We start from the raw sequence: 20,810 nt of genomic DNA, 5'->3' as shown, positions 1-20,810 counted from the left end.
AACAGTAAAATGGTTTAACGGCGAAAAAGGCTTTGGTTTCATCACACAGGAGCAGGGTGACGATGTATTCGTACATTTCTCAGCTATCCAGGCTGACGGTTACAAAACTCTTGAAGAAGGTCAAAAAGTGAACTTTGATGTAGAAGAAGGTCAGCGTGGTCCACAGGCGACTAACGTTACGACTGCTTAATCTATAATTAATATAAAACTTTCAAGGGACGGCTCCGGCCGTCCTTTTTTTGTGTCTAAAATAAAAACCCTCCTTTTCAGGAGGGGTGCTGTGCAGCCGATATGTAATCGGTGCATACTTTGAATATTTCTTCCGATCCAGGTCTTCGCTCCGGGTCTTTGTCCAGGCAGCTGTTGATCAGGCTGCTCATGACCGGATCCATGGCTCGGAGCCTCTCCACGGGTTCGGCATTGCGTTCAAGCTGCTCGTACCGATTTTCTTCATATGTTTTGAACGGGCGTCTGCCGGTGGCCATGAAGAAGAGGACCACACCGATGCCCCATATGTCGGCTGCTGTCGTCAAGGGTTCACCGGTCGCTTGTTCCGGAGACATATAAGGCTTGGTTCCCGTGCCTTTCCTGACCACGCCCGTTTTCGATGCAAGGTTCAGATCGAACAATTTGGCGAGCGGCGGCTGTGAGATGATGTTCGACGGCTTGATGTCCAGATGAATGATGTCGTTCCGGTGCAGATAATTGACGACCGAAGCGAGCTGCCTTCCGAAGTGTGCCAACTGAATCAGCGGCAGCTCTTCCCCGCGTTTGTATATGTTCCTGATCAGGTGTGAGATGGTCTCCCCCGTCAGCGTTTCCTGTATGATGATCGGGCGGGGCGCCTCATAAAGCTCATAGCCTTTGATCAGGTTCGGGTGTGAGAGCCGGGTGATGGCCTTGCCTTCATGGATCAGACGTTCCTTTGCCTCGGCCTTCCCGTCTGCGAGTGGCTGGATCGTCTTGCCGATACAGCTGGTCATGCGCTCCTCACTCCACAAATGATACAGGTCGCAGTCCTTCCCGCGCCTTAAATGTTCTACTACAGTATAGCCGGGGATAAGTGTTTCCCCGTGCTCAAGCGGTGCTACCTTTATTTCTTCACCGATCTTCATATTTTCTGCCTCCTTCATTATCTTACAGCCAGGGCTCCGTGCTGTGGTGCCGGTGTTTCTTCGCCCTGCTGTGCTGTATACAGCTTCTTATAACTCCCATTCTGTTCCATCAATTCCTCATGTGTACCGATCTCACTGCTTCCGCCTTTTTCCAGATAGACGATTTTATCCGCCATGCGGGCACTCCTCAAGTTATGGGTGATCATCAAGGTGGCAGTGTTTTCCATCAGCCGTATCATCGGCTGCATGACACGCTGTTCGGTTGCGCCGTCCAGGCCTTCTGCCGGTTCATCGAGTATGACGACGGAGGCATCACGGATCATTGCCCGTGCGATGGCGATGCGCTGCTGCTGCCCGCCGGAGAGGTTCCGCCCTTTCTGTCCGACATTCGTGTCATACCCCTCGGGAAACTCTCTGATGAATTCGTGTGCATCGGCCTTTTTCGCCGCTTCGATGATTTCCGCATCATCTGCGCCGGGTCTGCCGTATGCGATGTTTTCCCGGATTGTGCCGTCGAAGATGAGGGATTCCTGAAATACGACCGCGATGTTATCGCGCAGTGACTTTATGTCGACATCCTTCAATGAATGGTCATTGAGCAGGATTTCTCCCTCATCCGGTACATAGAACCTCATCAGCATCTTCACTATCGTCGATTTGCCGACACCGCTTGCGCCGACCAGTGCGACCGTTTCGCCCGGGTCGACACGGAATGATATGCCCGAGAGGACTTTCCGCTTTTTGTTCGGATAGGAAAACGACACATTGCGGAACACGATGCTGCCTTCATCGTTATTGATTTTTTTCCCTGCTTCATTGGCCGCCTCCGGCTCTTCCTCCATGAATTCGATGACGCGTTCGGCACTCGCAGAAGCGGAGAAGATGGTGTTGAGCAGCCGGCTGAGCCCCCTGACCGGACTGTACAGCCGCCTCAGAAGAGTGAGGAAGGCGACCAATATGCCGATGGTCACCTCATTCTGCATCAGGAGGAAGGCGCCGAATACCATGACAATGAGTGTACCGCCGGTCTCAATCAGGGAAACGGTCGGTGAGAATGTAGCCTTCAGGCGCACTTTCGTCATTTTTGCATCATATGCTGCGACATTCTGATCCTGGAATTTGGAAGCTTCCTGATTTTCCTGGTTGAAGGCCTGCATCAGCGAAATGTTCGAGAAACCTTCCTCGGCAAGCGAATTGATCGCACCCATCCGTCTGGAGCGTTCGCGGGATGCGAGCTTCATCCTGACGGAGAAGAATCGTGTGACCATATAGAACATCGGCACGACGATCAGGGAGACGAGCGCGAGCTTCCATTCCATGAAGAACAGCATGCCGATGAAGATGATCAGCTGGAAAAGATATGATAGGGCGGATGTCGCCCCGCTGACGATCAGCCGTTCAATCGATGCGATATCGCCGGTCAGCCTTGCGATGATGTCCCCGAGCTTCCGGCCTTCGAAGAAATGAAGGGGCAGGTGCTGCAGATGGCGGAACAGCTTCGCCCTCAGCGACAGGACGAACTTCTGGCCGACCCAGTTGGTCACATATGTGCCGCTGAAGGAAAATATCCCGCCTGCCAGACTGAGCCCGAAGTACAGCAGTACAATCCATAACAGAGGTCCGAGGTCCCGTGCATCCAGCACATTATCTATGAAAATCTGCAGCAGCCAGACGGTGCCTGAAAGCGTCAGCGGTTTCAGCGCGATGAAGATCAGGCCGACAAGTATCCACTTCCGGTAGTTTTCGGTATATGGCCAGAACCATCTGAAGATTTCCTTCAGCGGTACCGGCGGTGCTTCACGTATAATGTTCCCTTCGGTATTCTTCAGAGAGAAAAAATCGTCGATCACAGACTTCAATGATCGGTTTTTACTTGATCTGGTCAACCTCTGCATGCCATCCGCTCCTCCCGGTATGAAATCAGGCGGCCCATTATATCACGGGCCGCCTGTCCAAAAAATTTCAGTTGAGATCAAAACCGTTCCCTGTCAATATCAGTCGGAAGAAACACTGCTTGCGCTTGAAGCACTGGATGCGCTTGAAGCGCTGGAAAATGAATCCGTTGAAAAATCATTTGATGCTGCAGGTTGGATATCTTCGAAATAAGTCATGGATGTACTCCTCCTTTCATCATATGTCTGCTACCATCCGTTAGTCGGAAGAAACACTGCTTGCGCTTGAAGCACTGGATGCGCTTGAAGCGCTGGAAAATGAATCCGTTGAGAAATCATTTGATGCTGCGGGTTTGATGTCTTCGAAATAACTCATGAATTTTCTCCTCCCTTCGTTTTGTTATCTATATCATTCCATTTGAATCTTAAATAATAGTTATCAGAAAATTAAAAAACGATTAAAAACCCCGGTTTTTAACTTGCGATAAACTTCACATATTCATGTGGTCATTGTCGGGGTTCTCTGATAAAATTAAATGCATCATAAAAGGTCAGGGGTTATTTCAATGGAAGCACTGTTCAATCCTGTAGTCATTTCAGTTCTAATTTTAATTGTTTTAAGTTTAATGAAGATACACGTTATTTTCGCCCTCATACTGGCTGCGATTTCTGCAGGTCTGCTTGCGGGTCTGCCGCTCGGTGAGACCGTCACGGTCCTTGTGGAAGGGATGGGCGGACAGTCGGAGACGGCGCTCAGTTATCTGCTGCTGGGCATCTTCGCCTCGATGATCGCAATGTCCGGCATCGTCAAGGTGCTGCTGAATTATTTGCTGAGGGTGATCGGGAAACGCAAGTACCTGCTCATATTCATATTTGCAGGCATCGGAGTCCTGTCTCAGACGGTCGTACCCGTGCACATCGCTTTCATACCGATACTCGTTCCGCCGCTGCTGATGCTGTTCAACAGGCTGAAGATCGACAGGCGGGCAGTGGCCAGTGCATTGACATATGGGCTTAAGGCGCCGTACATACTCATCCCGGTGGGCTACGGTCTGATCTTCCACGGCATCCTTGTGACCGAGATGCAGGAGAACGGTTTGGATATAGGGTTGTCGGACATCCCCGCCGCAATGGCGATTCCGGTTCTCGGGATGACGGTCGGGCTGCTGACCGCCGTTTTCATCACTTACAGGAAACCGAAGGAATATAAGGATATCGAAACCGTTTCTGCTGAAAACGTCGTTTCGGAAGGCCTTACGGAAACGCGCCAGAAAGTGAATCATCTGATCACACTCGCTGCAATCATCGCAGCATTCGTGCTGCAGCTGACGTTCGACTCGATGATCATCGGGGCGCTCGGCGGCATCACGGTCATGCTCATCAGCCAGGTCATCAAAGTCAGCAGGAGTGATGCGGCAGTCAGGGAAGGTGTCATGATGATGGGGACGATCGCCTTCATCATGCTCATCGCTTCTGGCTATGCGTCGGTATTGACTGAAACGGATGCAGTGAATGACCTGACCAATACGGTCGCAGGCTGGTTCGAAGGGGCGCCGCATGCAGTGGCCGCGGTCATCCTGCTTCTCGTTGGCCTCGTCATCACGATGGGGATCGGTACATCATTCGGGACGATCCCGATCATTGCGGCCGTCTTTGTCCCGCTGTGCATGACCCTCGGCTTCAGTCCGCTTGCGACTGCTTCACTGATCGGAACGGCGGCAGCACTCGGTGACGCAGGGTCGCCTGCTTCCGACAGCACGCTCGGCCCGACGGCCGGGCTTGCCGCCGACGGCCAGCACGATCATATATGGGATACGGTCGTCCCGACCTTTCTCCACTATAATATTCCGCTGATCATATTCGGCACCATCGCTGCCGTAATACTTTAATGAGACACCGTCCTTTGGGGCGGTGTTTTATTTTTTCTGAAAGATTATTATATTTAAAATAGGGTAAAGAGATATGTAATCACTATTTAGGAGGTTGTAATAAATGTCACTCAAGTATGAAATCACAGCAACCAACACAGGCGGCCGTAAAGGCCATGTCCATACGGACGATAAAAAAATCGATTCACCGGTGCTCCCGCCGGATCAGGATGGCGACGGCGTAAACCCTGAGCAGCTCTTTGCAGCAGGCTACGCATCATGCTTCAACGGTGCATTCGACCTGATGCTGAAACAGGGCGGCGTGAAAAATGCCGAACCGGTGGTGGATCTGACGGTCCAGCTGCTGGATGATGAAGAAAATGAAGGCCCGAAACTCGGTGTCAAAATCAATGCAAAAGTGAAGAACATGTCACAGGAAGATGCAGAGAAGTACCTGGAGCAGGCGCACCAGTTCTGCCCTTATTCGAAAGCGACACGCGGCAACATCGACGTGGAACTGAATGTGACAGCTGAATAGTTCGATCCATGCACGGGACCACCAAGGTTCCGTGCTTTTTATTTTGCGGATTTTCCCATCATAAGCAAATCTTATGATGAAGAGTAATTTTTCCATCAAAAGAAATATGTGTTCTTAACATTAACTTAATAATTAGTGGGTATACTGTACTTACAGACATTAATTTGACCATTCCCCTTGGTCAAGTCCCCTTACCCAAAATCCTTCCCCTGGGATTTTGGGTGCTTTTATTTTTATGGAAGTATGTGTACAATAAGTTGAACATCAACATAAAGTGGCGGGGGATATCATGAAGATTAAAAATATTGAAATGTATGAAGGACTGCCGAAAGTGGTGGTGTCGATCAGCGGCACATCCAGGCAGGAGATGGAGTCGGAACTGGTTCATATCACGGAGAACCGGAATGCCTTGGATATCGTTGAAATCCGCGGTGATGGCTTCGACAACATGAGCCGCTCCGAACATTTGAAGCTGGTTAATGAATTGGCCGGGGAACTCCGGGACATACCTGTCATCTATACATACAGAACATCCCATGAAGGCGGCAGCGGTGCAAGGTCCTATGCTGAATATAAAGACCTCCTGATGGATGTCATCGCGAAATGCGATATCGACATCATCGACATGGAATTCATCACGGCGGGCAAACTCCTCCCTGAAATGATGGAATGTGCGGGAGAATACGAAAAGACCGTCCTTTTGAGCCAGCATGATTTCAAGGCCACCCCGAAAGTGGAGGAGATGCAGAAGCTGCTTTACCGCATGCACAGTGCAGGCGGGGAAATACTGAAGCTCGCCTATGCGCCGCAGGATGATGATGATGTCCTCAATATGCTTAAGATCGTGAAGACGGCGAAAGAAGCCATCGGCAATAAAGTCATCGGGATCTCAATGGGGGAGAGCGGAAAACTGACGCGGCTGACCGGCGGGGAATTCGGCTCCTGCCTGACGTACGGCTACCTCACGAAAAACACCGCACCCGGACAGGTGCATGCAGCTGACATCAAGGCTGCCCTGAAAGCATACGAATAAAAAAGTGCGGCTCCTGTATGGAGGCCGCACTTTTTTCGTTTCACAGATTTTCCTTCAGGAACTCTCTCACCTTGCCGGGCTTGTCCGCATTATGGGCGCCGAGACGGGCGGTCACGGCACCCTTCCTGAAGATCAGGAGGTCCGGGATACCGCCGATATCGTTCTCGTCCGCCGCTTGGGACACTTCATCCCGGTTCAGTTCGAACCACTTGATGTACCTGTACTCCTTCATGATGGACGGGATGAAATCGTTGAAAATGGCGCAGTCGGGACACCAGTCCGCATAAAATTTGACGATGACCGCGTCATTGCTCCTCACTGCTTTCCTGTAATCGTCATAAGTCCTCAATGCCTTCATCGGCTACACTCCCAGGTAAGTTGTAAGATCCCTTTCATTTTATCATTTGAATGTTGTAAAATGAAAGTATGAATAAAATTTCATTGTTCTGGGTATAGTACTAAAAACATACGGAGGTACGGCATGATCACTTTCTACGAATACTCGAAGTGTACAACCTGCAGGAAGGGGAAGAAGTTCCTGGAGGAGAACGGCATAGAATTTGAAGCACATGATATGGTGAAGGCACCGCCTTCGAAAGAGACGCTGAAAAGGATCATTGAAAAATCGGATCATGACATCGGTAAATTTTTCAACACCAGAGGAAAGAAGTACAAAGAGCTGGATTTGAAGAACAGGCTGCCTGAGATGGATGATGATGAAAAAATTGAACTTCTGTCGACGGACGGCATGCTGATCAAACGTCCTTTAGTGGATGCAGGAGATGATGTCCTGCTGGGTTTCAAGGAGTCCGAATATAAAGAAACACTGCTTTGACGAATTTACTTGAGAAACTTTGTGAAATATGTCATTATATAATTGTATAGATCATAGAGGAGGTTTTTTATCATGGCACTACCACAAGACTTGAAATATTCTGAAGATCATGAATGGGTAAAAGCTGATGGAAATACAGTAACAATCGGTATTACAGACTTTGCTCAGGGTGAGCTTGGAGACATCGTTTTCGTTGAGCTTCCTGAAGAAGGCGACGAAATGACGAAAGGTGAATCTTTCGGCAGCGTTGAATCCGTTAAGACTGTTTCTGAACTTTATGCACCTTTGAACGGTAAAATTGTTGAAGTGAACGAAGAGCTTGAAGACAGCCCTGAACTCGTCAACGAATCACCATACGAAGATGCGTGGATGGTTAAAGTTGAACTCGAAGATACTTCACAATTAGACAGCCTGCTTAATGCAGATGCTTATGCTGAAATTACAGATGCATAATTTTTTAACAACTCTAGACATTGTCTAGAGTTTTTTTAAAATAAAATACTCCAAGGGTGATGAAAATGTATCTTTCTGATAAAGTGCTCATCGTTGAAGGTAAAACCGATAAACGCCGTATTGAAGAAGTGCTTGTGGAACCCGTGCAGATCATCTGCACTTTTGGTACAATGGGAGTCTCGAAACTTGATGAGATATTGGAACAGCTTGACGGTTCTGAAATCTACATCCTTTCGGACGCTGATAAGGAAGGCCGGAAAATCCGTAAATGGTTCAAAAGGCACCTTAGTGAAAGCACACACATCTATATTGATCCAAAATTCGGGGAAGTGGGCAGATGTCCGAGGGACTACCTCGCAAATCTTCTGATGCGGCATGGCTTTTACGTTGATACAAGCTTGATTATGAAAGGTAAGTTTTATGATGAAAGAGCAGTTGGAGACACAGGATATATACAATCTTATTCACTCTGAAGGAACATTTATTTTATACGGATATGCGCCGATATGTGCAAACTGCCGGATTGCGGAGCGCATGCTGAACCTGACGCAGGAAATCCATGACTTTGAATATACGGCGATCGACCTGAATTATCATGTGGACATCATCAATGACTACAAGATCACGTCCGCACCGGCGCTTTTGATATTCGAAGACGGTGAGCTGAAGGAAAGTGTATACCGCTTTGAATCGGTCACGAATTTGTTGAATATACTGGAGCGTCATCATTGACGTGATGGTGCACTGATGGTAATATAATTCACAATCGAATAATGACTCTTATCCAGAGTGGTGTAGGGAAGTGCCCGTTGATACCACGGCAACCGTCTTTAGACAAGGTGCCAAGTCACTGAATCGATCGATTCGAAGATGAGAGGCTGAACTGACAAATGCCTACTCTTTTCATACCAATTGAGTAGGCATTTTATTTTATAATAGTTTGGAAGATGAATAATGATAGACATTTTAAACGTCAATAAAAATTACAGCACGAAATCGGCCGACATCACCGCAGTGGACGATGTCAGCCTGAAGATTGAAAGTGGTGAGATCTTCGGCATCATCGGATATTCCGGTGCCGGAAAATCGACCCTGATCCGCCTTCTGAACGGACTCGAGGAGCCAACATCCGGGGACATCATCATCGGGGAGGATACGATCAACAAACTTTCCAAAAAAGATCTGCGGCAGAAACGTCAGAAAGTATCGATGATTTTCCAGCACTTCAATCTGCTCTGGTCGAGGACCGTGGAAGAAAACATCAGCTTCCCGCTGGAGATTGCGGGTGTCGGTAAGAAGGAGCGCAGGAGGCGGACGCAGGAACTGATCGAGCTCGTCGGCCTCACCGGCCGGGAGAAGAACTATCCGAGTGAGCTGTCCGGCGGTCAGAAACAGCGTGTCGGGATCGCCAGGGCGCTGTCGAATGAGCCGGCCGTACTGCTCTGCGATGAAGCGACGAGTGCACTGGATCCGGAGACGACGGATGAAGTCCTCGACCTGCTTCAGGAGATCAGGGAGGAGATGAACCTCACCATCGTACTGATCACCCATGAGATGCATGTGATCAGAAAGATATGCGACCGGGCGGCGGTGATGCAGGACGGCCGGGTCGTCGAGACCGGCAAAGTGCTCCAGCTGTTCCAGAACCCTGTGCACAGCGTGACGAAACGCTTCGTCAGGGATGATATCAATGATGAGGAGACGGCACTCGCCCTTGATGAAGTGCGGGAATTGTTCCCGCATTCGAAAATACTTAAGATCGGATTCGTCGGCACCAAATCGAAGACGCCCGTCGTCTCCAGGGTCATCAAGCAGTTCGACCTCGATATGAACATACTTTCCGGCAATATCAAGCAGACGAACAACGAGTCATACGGCCATCTGTATGTTGCGATCGATGTGGATGACGCGACGCTTGAAAAAGTCATCGATACGCTCGGCAATGAGGATATTACAGTGGAGGTCGAGAAATAATGAATGAATTAATCCAGGCCTTCACGGAAATGTTCAGCTTCGAGAACGTACAGTGGGACGTCGTATGGGAAGCGACGGTCGATACGATTTATATGACCGGCATCGCAACAGCCTTCACGCTGGTCATCGGACTGGTGCTCGGCATCATTTTATTTTTATCCGATAAGAGCGACAACACATTGAGCCAGCCCGTTTACGGTGTGACGGCATTCCTCGTCAATCTGTTCCGGGCGATACCGTTCATCATCCTGATCATTCTGCTCATCCCGTTCACAAAAGCGATCATGGGCACGATCATGGGTGTGCAGGGCGCACTGCCGGCGCTCATCATCGGGGCTTCCCCGTTCTATGCGCGGCTGGTCGAGATCGGGCTCAAGGAAATAGACAAAGGCGTCATTGAAGCGGCCCAGTCGATGGGTGCAGGCACATGGACGATCATCTGGAAGGTGCTCATCCCCGAATCGATGCCCGCTTTGATATCCGGCATCACGGTGACGGCAATCATGCTGGTTGGTTCGACTGCGATTGCAGGCGTCATCGGCGCCGGCGGACTCGGCAACCTCGCCTACATGGTCGGATTCACACGGAATCAGAGTGATGTCACGCTGGTTGCGACTATAGTAATACTGATCATCGTTTTCATCATCCAGTTCGCAGGGGACTACCTTGCGAAAGCGGTCGATAAACGCTGATCATCAATTATATAAAATTATTTGGTTGGAGAGGACAGGGTAAATTATGAGAAAGTTATTTCTATTCATGGTTTTAAGCGTATTTGCAGTGGTACTTGCAGCATGCGGCAACGGCGGGGAAGAAGGCACTGAAGAAAGCGCGGATACGGGCGGAGAGACTGAAGAGTCCGCTGAAACTGAAGAAACTGCATCCGAGGATGCTTCAGGAGAAGCAGGCGGTACGATATCCATCGCAGCATCACCTGCACCACACGCTGAAATTCTCGAAGAAGCGGCGACAATTCTTGAAGAAGACGGCATCGAACTTGATATCAGCATAGTCAATGACTATACGACACCGAACCGTCTGCTTGCGGACGAAGAAGTGGATGCGAACTTCTTCCAGCACACACCTTATCTTGAAGGTGAAATCGAGTCACACGGATACGACCTTGAATCGGCAGGGAATGTACATATCGAGCCGATGGCAGTTTATTCCCAGGACTATGAATCATTGGAAGAAGTGCCGGAAGGTTCAACGATCCTTGTTTCCAACAACCCGGCTGAGGAAGGACGCTTCCTGTCATTCTTTGTGGATGCCGGCCTGGTTGAAATTGAAGACGGCATCAACATTGAAGATGCGACGTTCGATGATATCACTGAAAACCCGAAGAATTTCGATTTCAATAACCAGACGGCACCGGAACTGCTCGTTGAAATGTACAACAATAACGAAGCACCTGTCGTCATCATCAACTCCAACTTTGCGATCGACGGTGGATTGAATCCGGTTGATGATTCGATTGCAGTCGAAGACGGTGAAGGCTCTCCATATGCCAACCTGGTCGCTGTACGTACAGGCGACGCTGAAAGGGAAGACATCCAGCAGCTGATGGAAGTGCTTCAGGGAGATGAAATTAAACAGTTCATAGAAGAGACGTATCAGGGCGAAGTAATCCCAGCAGAATAAAGTATCATGAACCGGCAAATCAGATGATCTGCCGGTTTTTTTATGGGTGGCGGTTGCGGACGCGGGGCGCGGTTGCCGGGGCGGATTCGATTAACTTTGATGATTCCGGCAACTTAATCGAATTTGCGTCCAGATTTCGATTATCTTTTATATATCAGATGGCTTAATCGATTCCCTTATACAGCCCCTTCCGGCAGGAGGAATTCGATTGTGTAATTTGTTTATTTATGGTAAAATTGATGTATTGAAAGCACCACATAAGGGGAGACTAAAATGACACAGAAGACTCAGGCAGGTTATGATTCGTCACTCGTCCTCGTATCTTATATTTTGGCGCTGTTCACACTTCTCATCGGACCGCTGATCATCTGGGCCTTGAAGAAGGACGATGATCCGGCGACGGCGGAAGCACTGCGGCATGTGGCCAACTTCGGCATATCCTATACGATTTACGCGCTGATCGCGTGGGCCACTACAGTCGTGCTGATCGGTTTCGTACTGGGGCCGGTCGTGCAGGTTGCGACGATCGTCTTCATCATCATCGGCATCGTCAAGACAGTGAACGGTGAAGTGTATAAGCCGCCGTTCACGCTGGACATCATCAAGTGAATATGAAAAACAACAGCCGGGCCTTGAAACTTCATCGTCCGGCTGTTCATTTTTAATCGAGCTTCATTTTATGATATGATTAAATCATAGCTAATCAATATGATTTAAGGGAGTGCTTTGGATGACTGAAAATAATGCAAAGTTTGTTTCGACTGAATGGCTTGAAGCGCATCTGGAAGATGAAGGTTTAAGGATCATCGATGCGACGACATTTTTGAAAGTGCCTGAGGAAGGCAATGACACGAAAGTTTGGAGCGGCCGCGAAGAATATGAGAAGAGTCATATTCCCGGTGCAGTCTTTGCAGATATACTGGGGGAGTTTTCGGACCCGGAAGGACCATACAGTTTTGCGGTGATCGGTCATGAGGAATTCACCGACAAGATGGAGGATCTCGGCGTCTCAGATGAGTCATTCGTCGTCATCTACGACCGGGGTGCACAGGTGGACGTGGACTTTGAAGCCTCTGACTGGGCGTCACGCCTGGCATGGCAGTTGAAATTCGAAGGATTCGATAATGTTGCGATACTGGACGGCGGCTTTAACAAGTGGACAAAAGAAGGACGTCCAACAACCGATGAAATCGTTACTCCTGAAAAAGGAGATCTGAATATCACCAGGCGTCCTGAACTCTATGCAAGCAAGGAAGATGTCCTGAAAGCAATCGATGACGATAATGTGGTGATACTCGACAGCTTGAGTCCGGCGAATTATAACGGTGAGACTGAAACGTATGCACGGCCGGGACATATTAAAGGCGCAGTCAACGTCTTCTTTGGAGATCTGGCCAATCCTGAAACCGGCGAAGTGTACGATGATGAAAAATTGAAAGAGCGGTTTGAAGCGGTGGGCGCACTGGATGAGGATAAGAAGGTCATCACATACTGCGGCGGTGCAATTGCGGCAACATGGACGCAGTATCTGCTGAACAAACTCGGTCAGGACAATGTGGCGGTCTATGACGGTTCGCTATCGGAGTGGGCGGCGGATGAAAGCCTGCCGATGGAAACGAAAGATTCGGAGTAAGATTACAACATTTGAATCATAAACGATAAGAAACCTGAATGATGACGGAATCATTTGGGTTTTCCCATTCTCAAGGAGCTTAAAGCGTTTTCCTCCCGGAATCATACTTTCGGACGAGGCACACCCCTTTAATATGTTTGGTTTTTAAGGTATAATATTACAGTGTGAATCATACTCCAATTCTTTGACTATAGATTAGAATTATTATAAACTAGTGGAGTATGAGAATAATATTTTCTAATTGGAGGATAAGTAAATGACTTCTGTTCTGGAAATCAAAAACTTACATGTCGAAATAGACGGTAAAGAAATTTTAAAAGGTGTCGACCTGACACTCAAGCAAGGCGAAATTCATGCGGTCATGGGACCGAACGGTACTGGTAAGTCCACTTTGGCACAGGCAATCATGGGACATCCGCGTTATGAAGTGACTCAGGGTGAAATACTTCTTGACGGTGAAGATGTGCTGGAGATGGAAGTGGACGAGCGTGCGAAAGCCGGCCTATTCCTTGGAATGCAGTACCCATCCGAAATTTCAGGCGTGACAACTTCAGACTTCCTTCGTTCGGCGATCAACTCACATCGTGAGGAAGGCGACGAAATCAACTTGATGCAGTTCATCAAGAAATTGGATAAAAACATGGAGTACCTTGAAATCGATCAGGACATGGCAACACGTTACCTGAATGAAGGGTTCTCCGGCGGTGAGAAAAAGAGAAATGAAATCCTCCAGCTGATGATGCTTGAGCCAAAATTCGGCATCTTGGACGAAATCGACTCCGGTCTTGACATCGACGCACTTGCAGTCGTATCAAAAGGCATCAACAAACTGCGCGGTGAGAACTTCGGTTCACTGATCATCACTCACTACCAAAGACTTCTTAACTACATCGAGCCTGACCATGTACACGTCATGATGAAAGGCAAGATCGTCAAATCCGGCGGCAAAGAACTTTCAGAGCGTCTTGAGTCCGAAGGTTATGACTGGATCAAAGAAGAATTAGGTATTGATGACGTAACTGTAGAATCTGACGTTAAATAAGACAGGAGGATCATAATGGCTACTGTATCTAATGAATATATTATAAATGCAGATGAAGTCATTCAGCGCGCAACAGAGCGTGGTGAATCCGACTTCCTTATCAATAAAAAGCGGGAAGCACTCGAGACGATCGAAAATCTTGAGATGCCGAAGCCTGACAAGACGAACATCAAGAGATGGGACTTCTTCACAATGGCAGAGCCTGTTGTCGACAGCAGTGTCTACAACAGCCTGGATGAGCTGCCTGAAGCGGTCAAGGAAATTCTTGATATCGAAAACACCAAAAACATCTATGTCCAGCACAACAATACGCCTGCTTATCTCCAAATAGATGAAAAACTGCAGGACAAAGGTGTGATCATCGAAAACATCATCGAAGCGACACACAATCACCCTGAGCTCGTTGAAAAGTACTTCATGACCGACGGTGTGAAAGTCGATGAGCATAAGCTCACGGCCTTCCATACGGCAATGTTGAACGGCGGACTGTTCGTCTACGTGCCGAAAGATGTCCAGATTGAAGATCCTATTCAGATGGTCGTACTCCACGATGATGAAAAGGCATCCCTCGTGAACCATGTCCTCATCGTTGCGGACAAAGGATCGGAAGTCACTTATGTGGAGAACTACCTGTCCAACGTCGAGCAGACCAATGAGCAGATCAACATCGTCTCCGAGGTCCTTGCACTGGATAATGCGAAAATCACTTACGGTGCGGTGGATGTGCTTGCAGAAGGCATGACGGGTTACATCAACAGACGCGGTGTTGCATCGACTGATGCAAGAATCGACTGGGCACTCGGCCTGATGAGCGATTCAAACATCATCAACGACAACACGACTTACCTCATGGGCGACCGTTCAAATTCGGACATGAAGACGGTCACGATCGGACGCGGTGAACAGAACCAGAACGTCACGACACAGATCATCCACTACGGTAAGGATTCCAATGGACATATCCTGAAGCATGGCGTCATGAAAGACAGAGCGACAAGCATCTTCAACGGTATCGGCTACATCAAGCACGGTGCGACACGCAGTGACGCACAGCAGGAATCACGCATCCTGATGCTGAGCGAACGTGCGCGCGGTGACGCGAACCCGATCCTCCTCATCGATGAAGACGACGTGACAGCCGGTCACGCAGCTTCAGTCGGACGTGTGGACCCGCTTCAGCTCTTCTATCTGATGAGCCGCGGTATTTCACAGAGAGAGGCAGAGAGACTTGTGATCCACGGTTTCCTGGACCCAGTGGTAAGAGCCCTGCCGATCGAATCGGTCAAGAAGCAGCTTAAAGAAGTCATAGAGTTGAAAGTATTATCGAAATAAGCATTAAAGGGGTTTTTCCCATATGGATATAAATACCATCCGCAAAGATTTTCCGATTCTGGATCAGGAAGTCAACGGTAAGCCTCTGGTTTACCTGGACACTTCCGCGACAAGCCAGTCGCCATCCCAGGTGATCGATGCGATGAACGATTACTACCAGAATTACAATTCAAACGTCCACCGGGGCGTGCATACACTCGGAACGAAGGCAACGGATGCATATGAGCAGGCACGGATGAAGGTCAGAGGTTTCATCAATGCACAGCGCTATGAAGAAATTATCTTCACACGAGGCACGACTTCGGCAATCAATCTGGTTGCCCGCAGTTTCGGTGAAGAGAACGTTTCGGAAGGTGATGACATCGTCGTCACTGCGGTGGAGCACCATGCGAACATCGTACCCTGGCAGGAACTTGCAAAACGTAAAAAGGCCAATCTCGTGTTCATTCCCCTTGAAGCGGATGGAACGATCAAATTGGAGAATGTTGAAGCGGTGATGTCGGACAGGACGAAGATTGTGGCGCTCACACATGTTTCCAATGTGCTCGGCACGATCAACGACATTAAGAGCATTGCGGAAATCGTACACAGTCACGGCGCATATATCGCTGTGGACGGTGCACAGGCGGTGCCCCACATGAGCGTGGACGTGCAGGATCTGGATGTCGACTTCTATGCATTCAGCGGCCATAAGATGCTCGGCCCGACAGGTATAGGCGTCCTTTACGGCAAAGCTGATTTACTTGATAATATGGAACCCATCGAATATGGTGGAGATATGATCGACTTCGTGGATTTGAGAGAGTCCACATGGACTGATCTGCCGGTGAAATTCGAAGCGGGCACACCGATGATCGCGGAAGCGATCGGGTTATCTGCAGCGATCGATTACATCAATGAGGTCGGTGCAGATGAAATACTCCGCTACGAACAGGAACTGGTCAAGTACGCATATGATAAGATGTCACAGATTGAAGGCATAGAGATTTACGGACCAAGGGAAGAACGCGCCGGATTGATCACATTCAACCTGGACGGTGTACATCCTCATGATTTGGCGACTGCACTGGATTCCGACGGGGTTGCGGTCAGGGCCGGGCATCACTGTGCCCAGCCGCTGATGAAGTTCCTGGAAGTCTCCTCCACGGCCAGAGCGAGCTTTTATTTATACAACACTAAAGATGAAATTGATTACTTCATCGATTCTTTGGAACGCACAAAGGAGTTTTTCACGCATGAATTTTAATAATCTGAACCAGCTGTATCGCTCGGTCATCATGGACCACTACAAGAACCCGAGGAACAAAGGTGTACTTGAAGAAGGCACGATGACCGTCGATATGAACAATCCGACATGTGGTGATGCAATCCGTCTGACTCTGGACGTCCAGGATGACATCGTCCGGGATGCCAAATTCGATGGTGAAGGTTGTTCCATTTCATTGTCGAGCGCTTCGATGATGACAGAGGCCATCAAGGGCAAATCGCTGGAAGAGGCGCTCGGGATGAGCGAGGAATTCAGTAAGATGATGCTCGGTGAAGACTACGATATTCCGGAAGAGTATGGGGATATAGAAGCATTGTCCGGGGTGAGCCAGTTCCCTGCACGTATAAAATGTGCGACGCTAACCTGGAAAGCACTTGAAAAAGGTGTTAAAGGATCCGGACAGTAATATATAGAAGGAGTGATTGTCATGGCTAAAAATGTACCTGAAATAGAAGATTATAAATATGGTTTCCATGATGAAGACGTATCAATTTTCCGTTCGGACCGCGGTCTGACACCGGAAATTGTTAAAGAGATTTCAAAAATGAAGGAAGAGCCTCAGTGGATGCTGGATTACCGCCTGAAATCGCTGCAGCATTTCTACGACAGACCAATGCCGATGTGGGGCGGGGACCTTTCAGAGTTGAACTTTGATGAGATCACGTACTACGTGAAGCCTTCCGAGCAGACTGAACGCTCATGGGATGAAGTGCCGGAAGAAATCAAACTGACGTTTGACAAACTCGGTATCCCGGAAGCGGAACAGAAATACCTTGCGGGTGTTTCTGCACAGTATGAATCAGAAGTGGTCTACCACAACATGGAGCAGGCTCTTGAAGACAAGGGCGTAATATTCAAGGATACGGATTCTGCACTGCGTGAAAACGAAGATCTCTTCAGAGAGTACTTCGGAACTGTAGTGCCGGCGACGGACAACAAATTCTCAGCGTTGAACTCAGCTGTATGGTCCGGTGGATCATTCATCTACTGTCCTCCTGGAGTTACGGTCGATTCGCCTCTGCAGGCATACTTCCGCATCAACTCCGAGAACATGGGTCAGTTCGAGCGTACACTGATCATCTGTGACGAAGGTTCAAGCGTCCACTACGTAGAAGGTTGTACAGCACCTGTCTACACGACGAACTCCCTGCACTCTGCAGTTGTTGAGATCATCGTCAAAAAAGATGCCTACTGCCGTTACACGACGATCCAGAACTGGGCAAACAACGTATACAACCTTGTGACCAAGCGTACTTTCGTTGACGAAAACGGAACTATGGAATGGGTCGACGGAAACCTCGGCTCCAAGATCACAATGAAGTACCCTTCAATCTTCCTTAAAGGTGAAGGCGCACGCGGTATGACATTGTCAATCGCTCTGGCAGGTAAAGGCCAGCTGCAGGACGCAGGTGCGAAAATGATCCACCTGGCACCTAACACGTCTTCAACGATCGTCTCCAAGTCGATCGCCAAAGGCGGCGGTAAAGTTTCATACCGCGGACAGGTCCACTTCGGCAGAAAAGCTGAAAATGCAAGAGCGAACATCGAGTGTGACACCATGATCATGGATAACGAATCCACTTCCGATACGATCCCGTATAATGAAATCTTAAACGATAACATTTCACTGGAGCACGAAGCGAAAGTTTCGAAAGTATCTGAAGAACAGTTGTTCTATCTGATGAGCCGTGGTATTGGTGAACTTGAAGCGGTTGAAATGATCGTCATGGGCTTCATCGAGCCATTCACAAAAGAACTTCCAATGGAATATGCGGTTGAAATGAACCGTCTGATCTCTTTCGAAATGGAAGGTTCAATCGGTTAATGATCATATTAAAACGCCTTACCGGATTCCGGTAAGGCGTTTTTTTTCTATATGGTGACGAGTATCATCACGAGCAGGGTGATGATAAGGTAAATCAGTGAATAGCGCAGGTTCATGCGTGCCCACAATACGGTGTCCATGGTCTTTATTCCCCTGAAGGCGAGGATGATCCAGCCTGCCGTAAGTCCAAGCGTGACGATGAAGAATATCAGCCCCATTGAAGGGAGCAGGACGAACGGGAAAGGAAGGAGGGCGATGATGTATATCAGCATCTGCCGGATGGTCATCGGGACGCCTGAGACGACGGGCAGCATCGGTACGCCTGCCCGCGTATAATCATCGAGCCTTCTGATCGCAATGGCGAGCGTATGCGGCACCTGCCAGATGAACAGCAGGTAGAACAGCATGACCGGGACGATATGATTCGCCGGCGCCACGGCTGCCCAGCCGATCAGCGGCGTAAATGCCCCTGAAATGCTGCCGATGATCGTATTGATGGTATATTTCCGCTTGGACCAGAAAGTGTAGAGCACCACATAGAAAAACCAGCCGAGGAACGAATAAAGTGCCGCCTCAACCGTCGTGAACAGCATGATGCCGAAGCCGAGGATCGTGGTGATGACCGCCGAGCGGAACACCGCGGTCAGTGTGAAAGCACCTGTGACCGTCGGACGGTTCTGCGTGCGGTCCATCTTTTTATCAAGGTCGGCTTCATACCAGTTGTTGAACATCAGGGCGCCGGCGATGATCAGCGTGCTTCCGATCATGGTGAGCAGGAAGGTGCCGAAGTGGCTGCTGAAATCCTCCCCGCTGAAGTAGAGCGCAAGCCAGAATGCGGTGAATACCGGCAGCACATTCGCCACCAGCACTTTCCCCTTCAGCAGATATTTGACATTAGTAAGAAATCCGGAAAGGCCGGATGCGGTCCGGGACTGCATCCGGTCCCCGGATGATGAATGATCGTTATTCAAAAGAATTCCCTCTCAAGTGTTAAACTCAACATCGCAATGTTGGAAAATATCCATATTACATTATATCAGTCTGCCGGATATTTCGCATCACCACGGGTGCCTATGCGGGCATGTTTCTGGGCATTTGTGTCTGAATTCTGTACAATTAGTAAATGATTGCATCTTCTAAAAATATTAAAAGGAAGCTGTGTTATAAATGGCCGATCAAAGAAAAGAGAAATTATGGACGAAAGGGTTCGTACTGACATCCACAGTCAACCTGATGCTGACATTGTCGATGTACCTTCTGCTTGTCACGATGGCGGTGTATGCCATGGAAATATACGGTGCATCGGTCAGCATGGCCGGCTTCGTCTCCAGCATATTCATCATCGGGACATTGTTCGGCCGCCTGTACGGCGGGAAGAACATTGCAAGGATCGGCAACAGGAAGATGCTCCTGGCCGGGGCAGCAGCGGTGCTCGCCACCACTGCACTGTATTTTGTGCCGATGGGCATCTACCCTCTGATGGGGTTGAGATTCCTGCACGGGGTGGCGCTCGGTCTTGCAGCGACCGCGACGGGAACGATCGTCGCCCAGATCATCCCGCGCTCAAGGAGCGGCGAGGGGATCGGCTACTTCAGCATGAGCGTCGTACTGGCGACGGCCGTGGGGCCCCTGGTCGGGGTGGTGCTTCTGAACCAGTACGGGTTTACGAGCATCTTCATATTCTCACTCATCATGGCCGCCATCAGCCTGCTGCTCAGCCTCACCGTGCGTCCACCGGAAGTGGAAGTGCCCGCTTCAGGTTACAAGCGTTTCAGCCTGTCGGATTACTTCGAGGCGCGTGCCGTACCGATTTCGATCGTGATGTTCGTACTGGCCTTCGCCTATTCAAGCATCCTTTCATTCGTCACGGGATATACCGCTGAAATCGATCTGGTTGAAGCGGGCAGCTTCTTCTTCCTGGTCTACGGGATTGCGGTGCTGCTCTCCAGGCCGGTGACCGGTCCGCTGATGGACAGGAAGGGTGCGAACATCGTCGTCTATCCTGCATTGATATCATTCGCCGCAGGCATGCTTGTGATCAGCCAGGCGGATGCCGGATGGATGCTGCTCGCAGCAGCTCTCCTCATGGGCCTCGGCTACGGCAACTTCCAGTCGATCTCCCAGGCCCTTGCCATTAAAGCGACGCCGCGGCACCGCATGGGGCTTGCGAATACGACCTATTTCATCGCCCTGGACCTGGGCCTCGGATTCGGTCCGCTCGCACTCGGGTTCATCGTGCCGATGCTCGGTTACAGGGGCATGTATGCATCCCTCGTCCTTGTCATCCTTGCGGGTCTCGTCGTTTATTATTTTGTGCATGGCAGGAAAAGCGGGGGAGTCACTTCATAAACCCTCCGTTGAA

24 protein-coding genes and 1 riboswitch are annotated in these 20,810 nt (G+C 49.4%); of the genes, 20 read left to right on the top strand and 4 right to left on the bottom strand.

What is annotated here, in order from left to right:
* Positions 1-190, top strand: a 190-nt coding sequence (locus CRN96_RS11155) for a cold-shock protein (RefSeq protein WP_097042506.1), incomplete at its 5' end; no start/stop codon positions are given.
* Positions 191-266: 76 nt separating this feature from the next.
* Here CRN96_RS11155 and CRN96_RS11150 read toward each other — a convergent pair.
* On the bottom strand, positions 267-1,115 hold the full coding sequence (locus tag CRN96_RS11150) for a serine/threonine-protein kinase (RefSeq protein ID WP_179647204.1): 849 nt from the start codon (positions 1,113-1,115) through the stop codon (positions 267-269).
* Positions 1,116-1,132: 17 nt separating this feature from the next.
* Positions 1,133-2,965 carry an ABC transporter ATP-binding protein gene (locus CRN96_RS11145; protein WP_245844692.1) on the bottom strand — a complete coding sequence of 611 codons (1,833 nt, stop codon included), beginning with the start codon at positions 2,963-2,965 and terminating at the stop codon, positions 1,133-1,135.
* A gap of 64 nt (positions 2,966-3,029) precedes the next feature.
* Between CRN96_RS11145 and CRN96_RS13165 the strand changes: the two genes are divergently transcribed.
* The 4 genes from CRN96_RS13165 (at position 3,030) to aroD (ending at position 6,446) form a co-directional block, all read left to right on the top strand.
* Positions 3,030-3,221 carry a hypothetical protein gene (locus tag CRN96_RS13165; RefSeq protein WP_143544316.1) on the top strand — a complete coding sequence of 64 codons (192 nt, stop codon included), beginning with the start codon at positions 3,030-3,032 and terminating at the stop codon, positions 3,219-3,221.
* A 352-nt stretch (positions 3,222-3,573) separates the two neighbouring features.
* On the top strand, positions 3,574-4,896 hold the full coding sequence (locus CRN96_RS11140; RefSeq protein WP_097042178.1) for a Na+/H+ antiporter family protein: 1,323 nt from the start codon (positions 3,574-3,576) through the stop codon (positions 4,894-4,896).
* Between the two features lie 103 nt (positions 4,897-4,999).
* Positions 5,000-5,413 carry an organic hydroperoxide resistance protein gene (locus CRN96_RS11135; RefSeq protein ID WP_097042175.1) on the top strand — a complete coding sequence of 138 codons (414 nt, stop codon included), beginning with the start codon at positions 5,000-5,002 and terminating at the stop codon, positions 5,411-5,413.
* Positions 5,414-5,702: 289 nt separating this feature from the next.
* A complete protein-coding gene (gene aroD, locus CRN96_RS11130; protein ID WP_097042173.1) occupies positions 5,703-6,446 on the top strand; it encodes a type I 3-dehydroquinate dehydratase in 744 nt (247 codons plus the stop codon).
* Positions 6,447-6,486: 40 nt separating this feature from the next.
* Here aroD and CRN96_RS11125 read toward each other — a convergent pair whose 3' ends face one another.
* Positions 6,487-6,804, bottom strand: coding sequence for a thioredoxin family protein (locus CRN96_RS11125; protein WP_097042171.1), 318 nt, complete (start codon positions 6,802-6,804; stop codon positions 6,487-6,489).
* Positions 6,805-6,927: 123 nt separating this feature from the next.
* Between CRN96_RS11125 and CRN96_RS11120 the strand changes: the two genes are divergently transcribed.
* The 14 genes from CRN96_RS11120 (at position 6,928) to sufB (ending at position 18,448) form a co-directional block, all read left to right on the top strand.
* Positions 6,928-7,281, top strand: coding sequence for an arsenate reductase family protein (locus CRN96_RS11120; RefSeq protein ID WP_097042169.1), 354 nt, complete (start codon positions 6,928-6,930; stop codon positions 7,279-7,281).
* Between the two features lie 72 nt (positions 7,282-7,353).
* Positions 7,354-7,734 (top strand): glycine cleavage system protein GcvH, encoded by a 381-nt coding sequence (gene gcvH / locus CRN96_RS11115; RefSeq protein WP_097042167.1) that lies wholly within the window; start codon positions 7,354-7,356, stop codon positions 7,732-7,734.
* A gap of 65 nt (positions 7,735-7,799) precedes the next feature.
* Positions 7,800-8,207, top strand: a complete 408-nt coding sequence (locus tag CRN96_RS11110) for a toprim domain-containing protein (protein WP_097042165.1) — start codon at positions 7,800-7,802, stop codon at positions 8,205-8,207.
* Positions 8,158-8,466 carry a thioredoxin family protein gene (locus CRN96_RS11105; RefSeq protein WP_179647203.1) on the top strand — a complete coding sequence of 103 codons (309 nt, stop codon included), beginning with the start codon at positions 8,158-8,160 and terminating at the stop codon, positions 8,464-8,466. Before CRN96_RS11110 ends, CRN96_RS11105 begins: the two co-directional genes overlap by 50 nt.
* 45 nt (positions 8,467-8,511) lie before the next feature.
* A riboswitch (SAM riboswitch) is annotated at positions 8,512-8,611 on the top strand.
* 77 nt (positions 8,612-8,688) lie between these two features.
* Positions 8,689-9,708 carry a methionine ABC transporter ATP-binding protein gene (locus CRN96_RS11100; protein WP_097042161.1) on the top strand — a complete coding sequence of 340 codons (1,020 nt, stop codon included), beginning with the start codon at positions 8,689-8,691 and terminating at the stop codon, positions 9,706-9,708.
* Positions 9,708-10,400 (top strand): methionine ABC transporter permease, encoded by a 693-nt coding sequence (locus CRN96_RS11095; RefSeq protein ID WP_097042159.1) that lies wholly within the window; start codon positions 9,708-9,710, stop codon positions 10,398-10,400. Before CRN96_RS11100 ends, CRN96_RS11095 begins: the two co-directional genes overlap by 1 nt.
* A gap of 46 nt (positions 10,401-10,446) precedes the next feature.
* On the top strand, positions 10,447-11,349 hold the full coding sequence (locus CRN96_RS11090) for a MetQ/NlpA family ABC transporter substrate-binding protein (protein WP_097042157.1): 903 nt from the start codon (positions 10,447-10,449) through the stop codon (positions 11,347-11,349).
* A 273-nt stretch (positions 11,350-11,622) separates the two neighbouring features.
* On the top strand, positions 11,623-11,958 hold the full coding sequence (locus CRN96_RS11085) for a DUF4870 domain-containing protein (protein WP_097042155.1): 336 nt from the start codon (positions 11,623-11,625) through the stop codon (positions 11,956-11,958).
* A gap of 121 nt (positions 11,959-12,079) precedes the next feature.
* Positions 12,080-12,982, top strand: coding sequence for a sulfurtransferase (locus CRN96_RS11080; RefSeq protein WP_097042153.1), 903 nt, complete (start codon positions 12,080-12,082; stop codon positions 12,980-12,982).
* A gap of 256 nt (positions 12,983-13,238) precedes the next feature.
* Complete coding sequence (sufC, locus tag CRN96_RS11075; protein WP_097042151.1) at positions 13,239-14,024, top strand: Fe-S cluster assembly ATPase SufC; 786 nt, start codon at positions 13,239-13,241, stop codon at positions 14,022-14,024.
* 15 nt (positions 14,025-14,039) lie between these two features.
* Positions 14,040-15,356, top strand: coding sequence for a Fe-S cluster assembly protein SufD (sufD, locus tag CRN96_RS11070; protein ID WP_097042149.1), 1,317 nt, complete (start codon positions 14,040-14,042; stop codon positions 15,354-15,356).
* 22 nt (positions 15,357-15,378) lie between these two features.
* Complete coding sequence (locus CRN96_RS11065) at positions 15,379-16,602, top strand: cysteine desulfurase (protein WP_097042147.1); 1,224 nt, start codon at positions 15,379-15,381, stop codon at positions 16,600-16,602.
* Entirely contained in the window at positions 16,592-17,029 is a 438-nt protein-coding gene (gene sufU, locus CRN96_RS11060) for a Fe-S cluster assembly sulfur transfer protein SufU (protein WP_097042144.1), read from the top strand. Before CRN96_RS11065 ends, sufU begins: the two co-directional genes overlap by 11 nt.
* Before the next feature lie 21 nt (positions 17,030-17,050).
* Positions 17,051-18,448: a Fe-S cluster assembly protein SufB gene (gene sufB, locus CRN96_RS11055; protein WP_097042142.1), complete on the top strand. Its 1,398-nt coding sequence runs from the start codon at positions 17,051-17,053 to the stop codon at positions 18,446-18,448.
* 47 nt (positions 18,449-18,495) lie between these two features.
* Here sufB and cyoE read toward each other — a convergent pair whose 3' ends face one another.
* Complete coding sequence (gene cyoE, locus CRN96_RS11050; RefSeq protein WP_245844664.1) at positions 18,496-19,419, bottom strand: heme o synthase; 924 nt, start codon at positions 19,417-19,419, stop codon at positions 18,496-18,498.
* Positions 19,420-19,615: 196 nt separating this feature from the next.
* On the opposite strand from cyoE, the gene CRN96_RS11045 reads away from it, so the two are divergent.
* Positions 19,616-20,797, top strand: a complete 1,182-nt coding sequence (locus tag CRN96_RS11045) for an MFS transporter (protein ID WP_097042140.1) — start codon at positions 19,616-19,618, stop codon at positions 20,795-20,797.
* Positions 20,798-20,810 lie beyond the last annotated feature (13 nt).

Source organism: Salinicoccus kekensis (genome assembly GCF_900220995.1).
In the GTDB taxonomy this organism is placed as follows: domain Bacteria; phylum Bacillota; class Bacilli; order Staphylococcales; family Salinicoccaceae; genus Lacicoccus; species Lacicoccus kekensis.
Note: the sequence above shows the minus strand (reverse complement) of the source record. Positions and strands in the feature narration are given on the sequence as shown.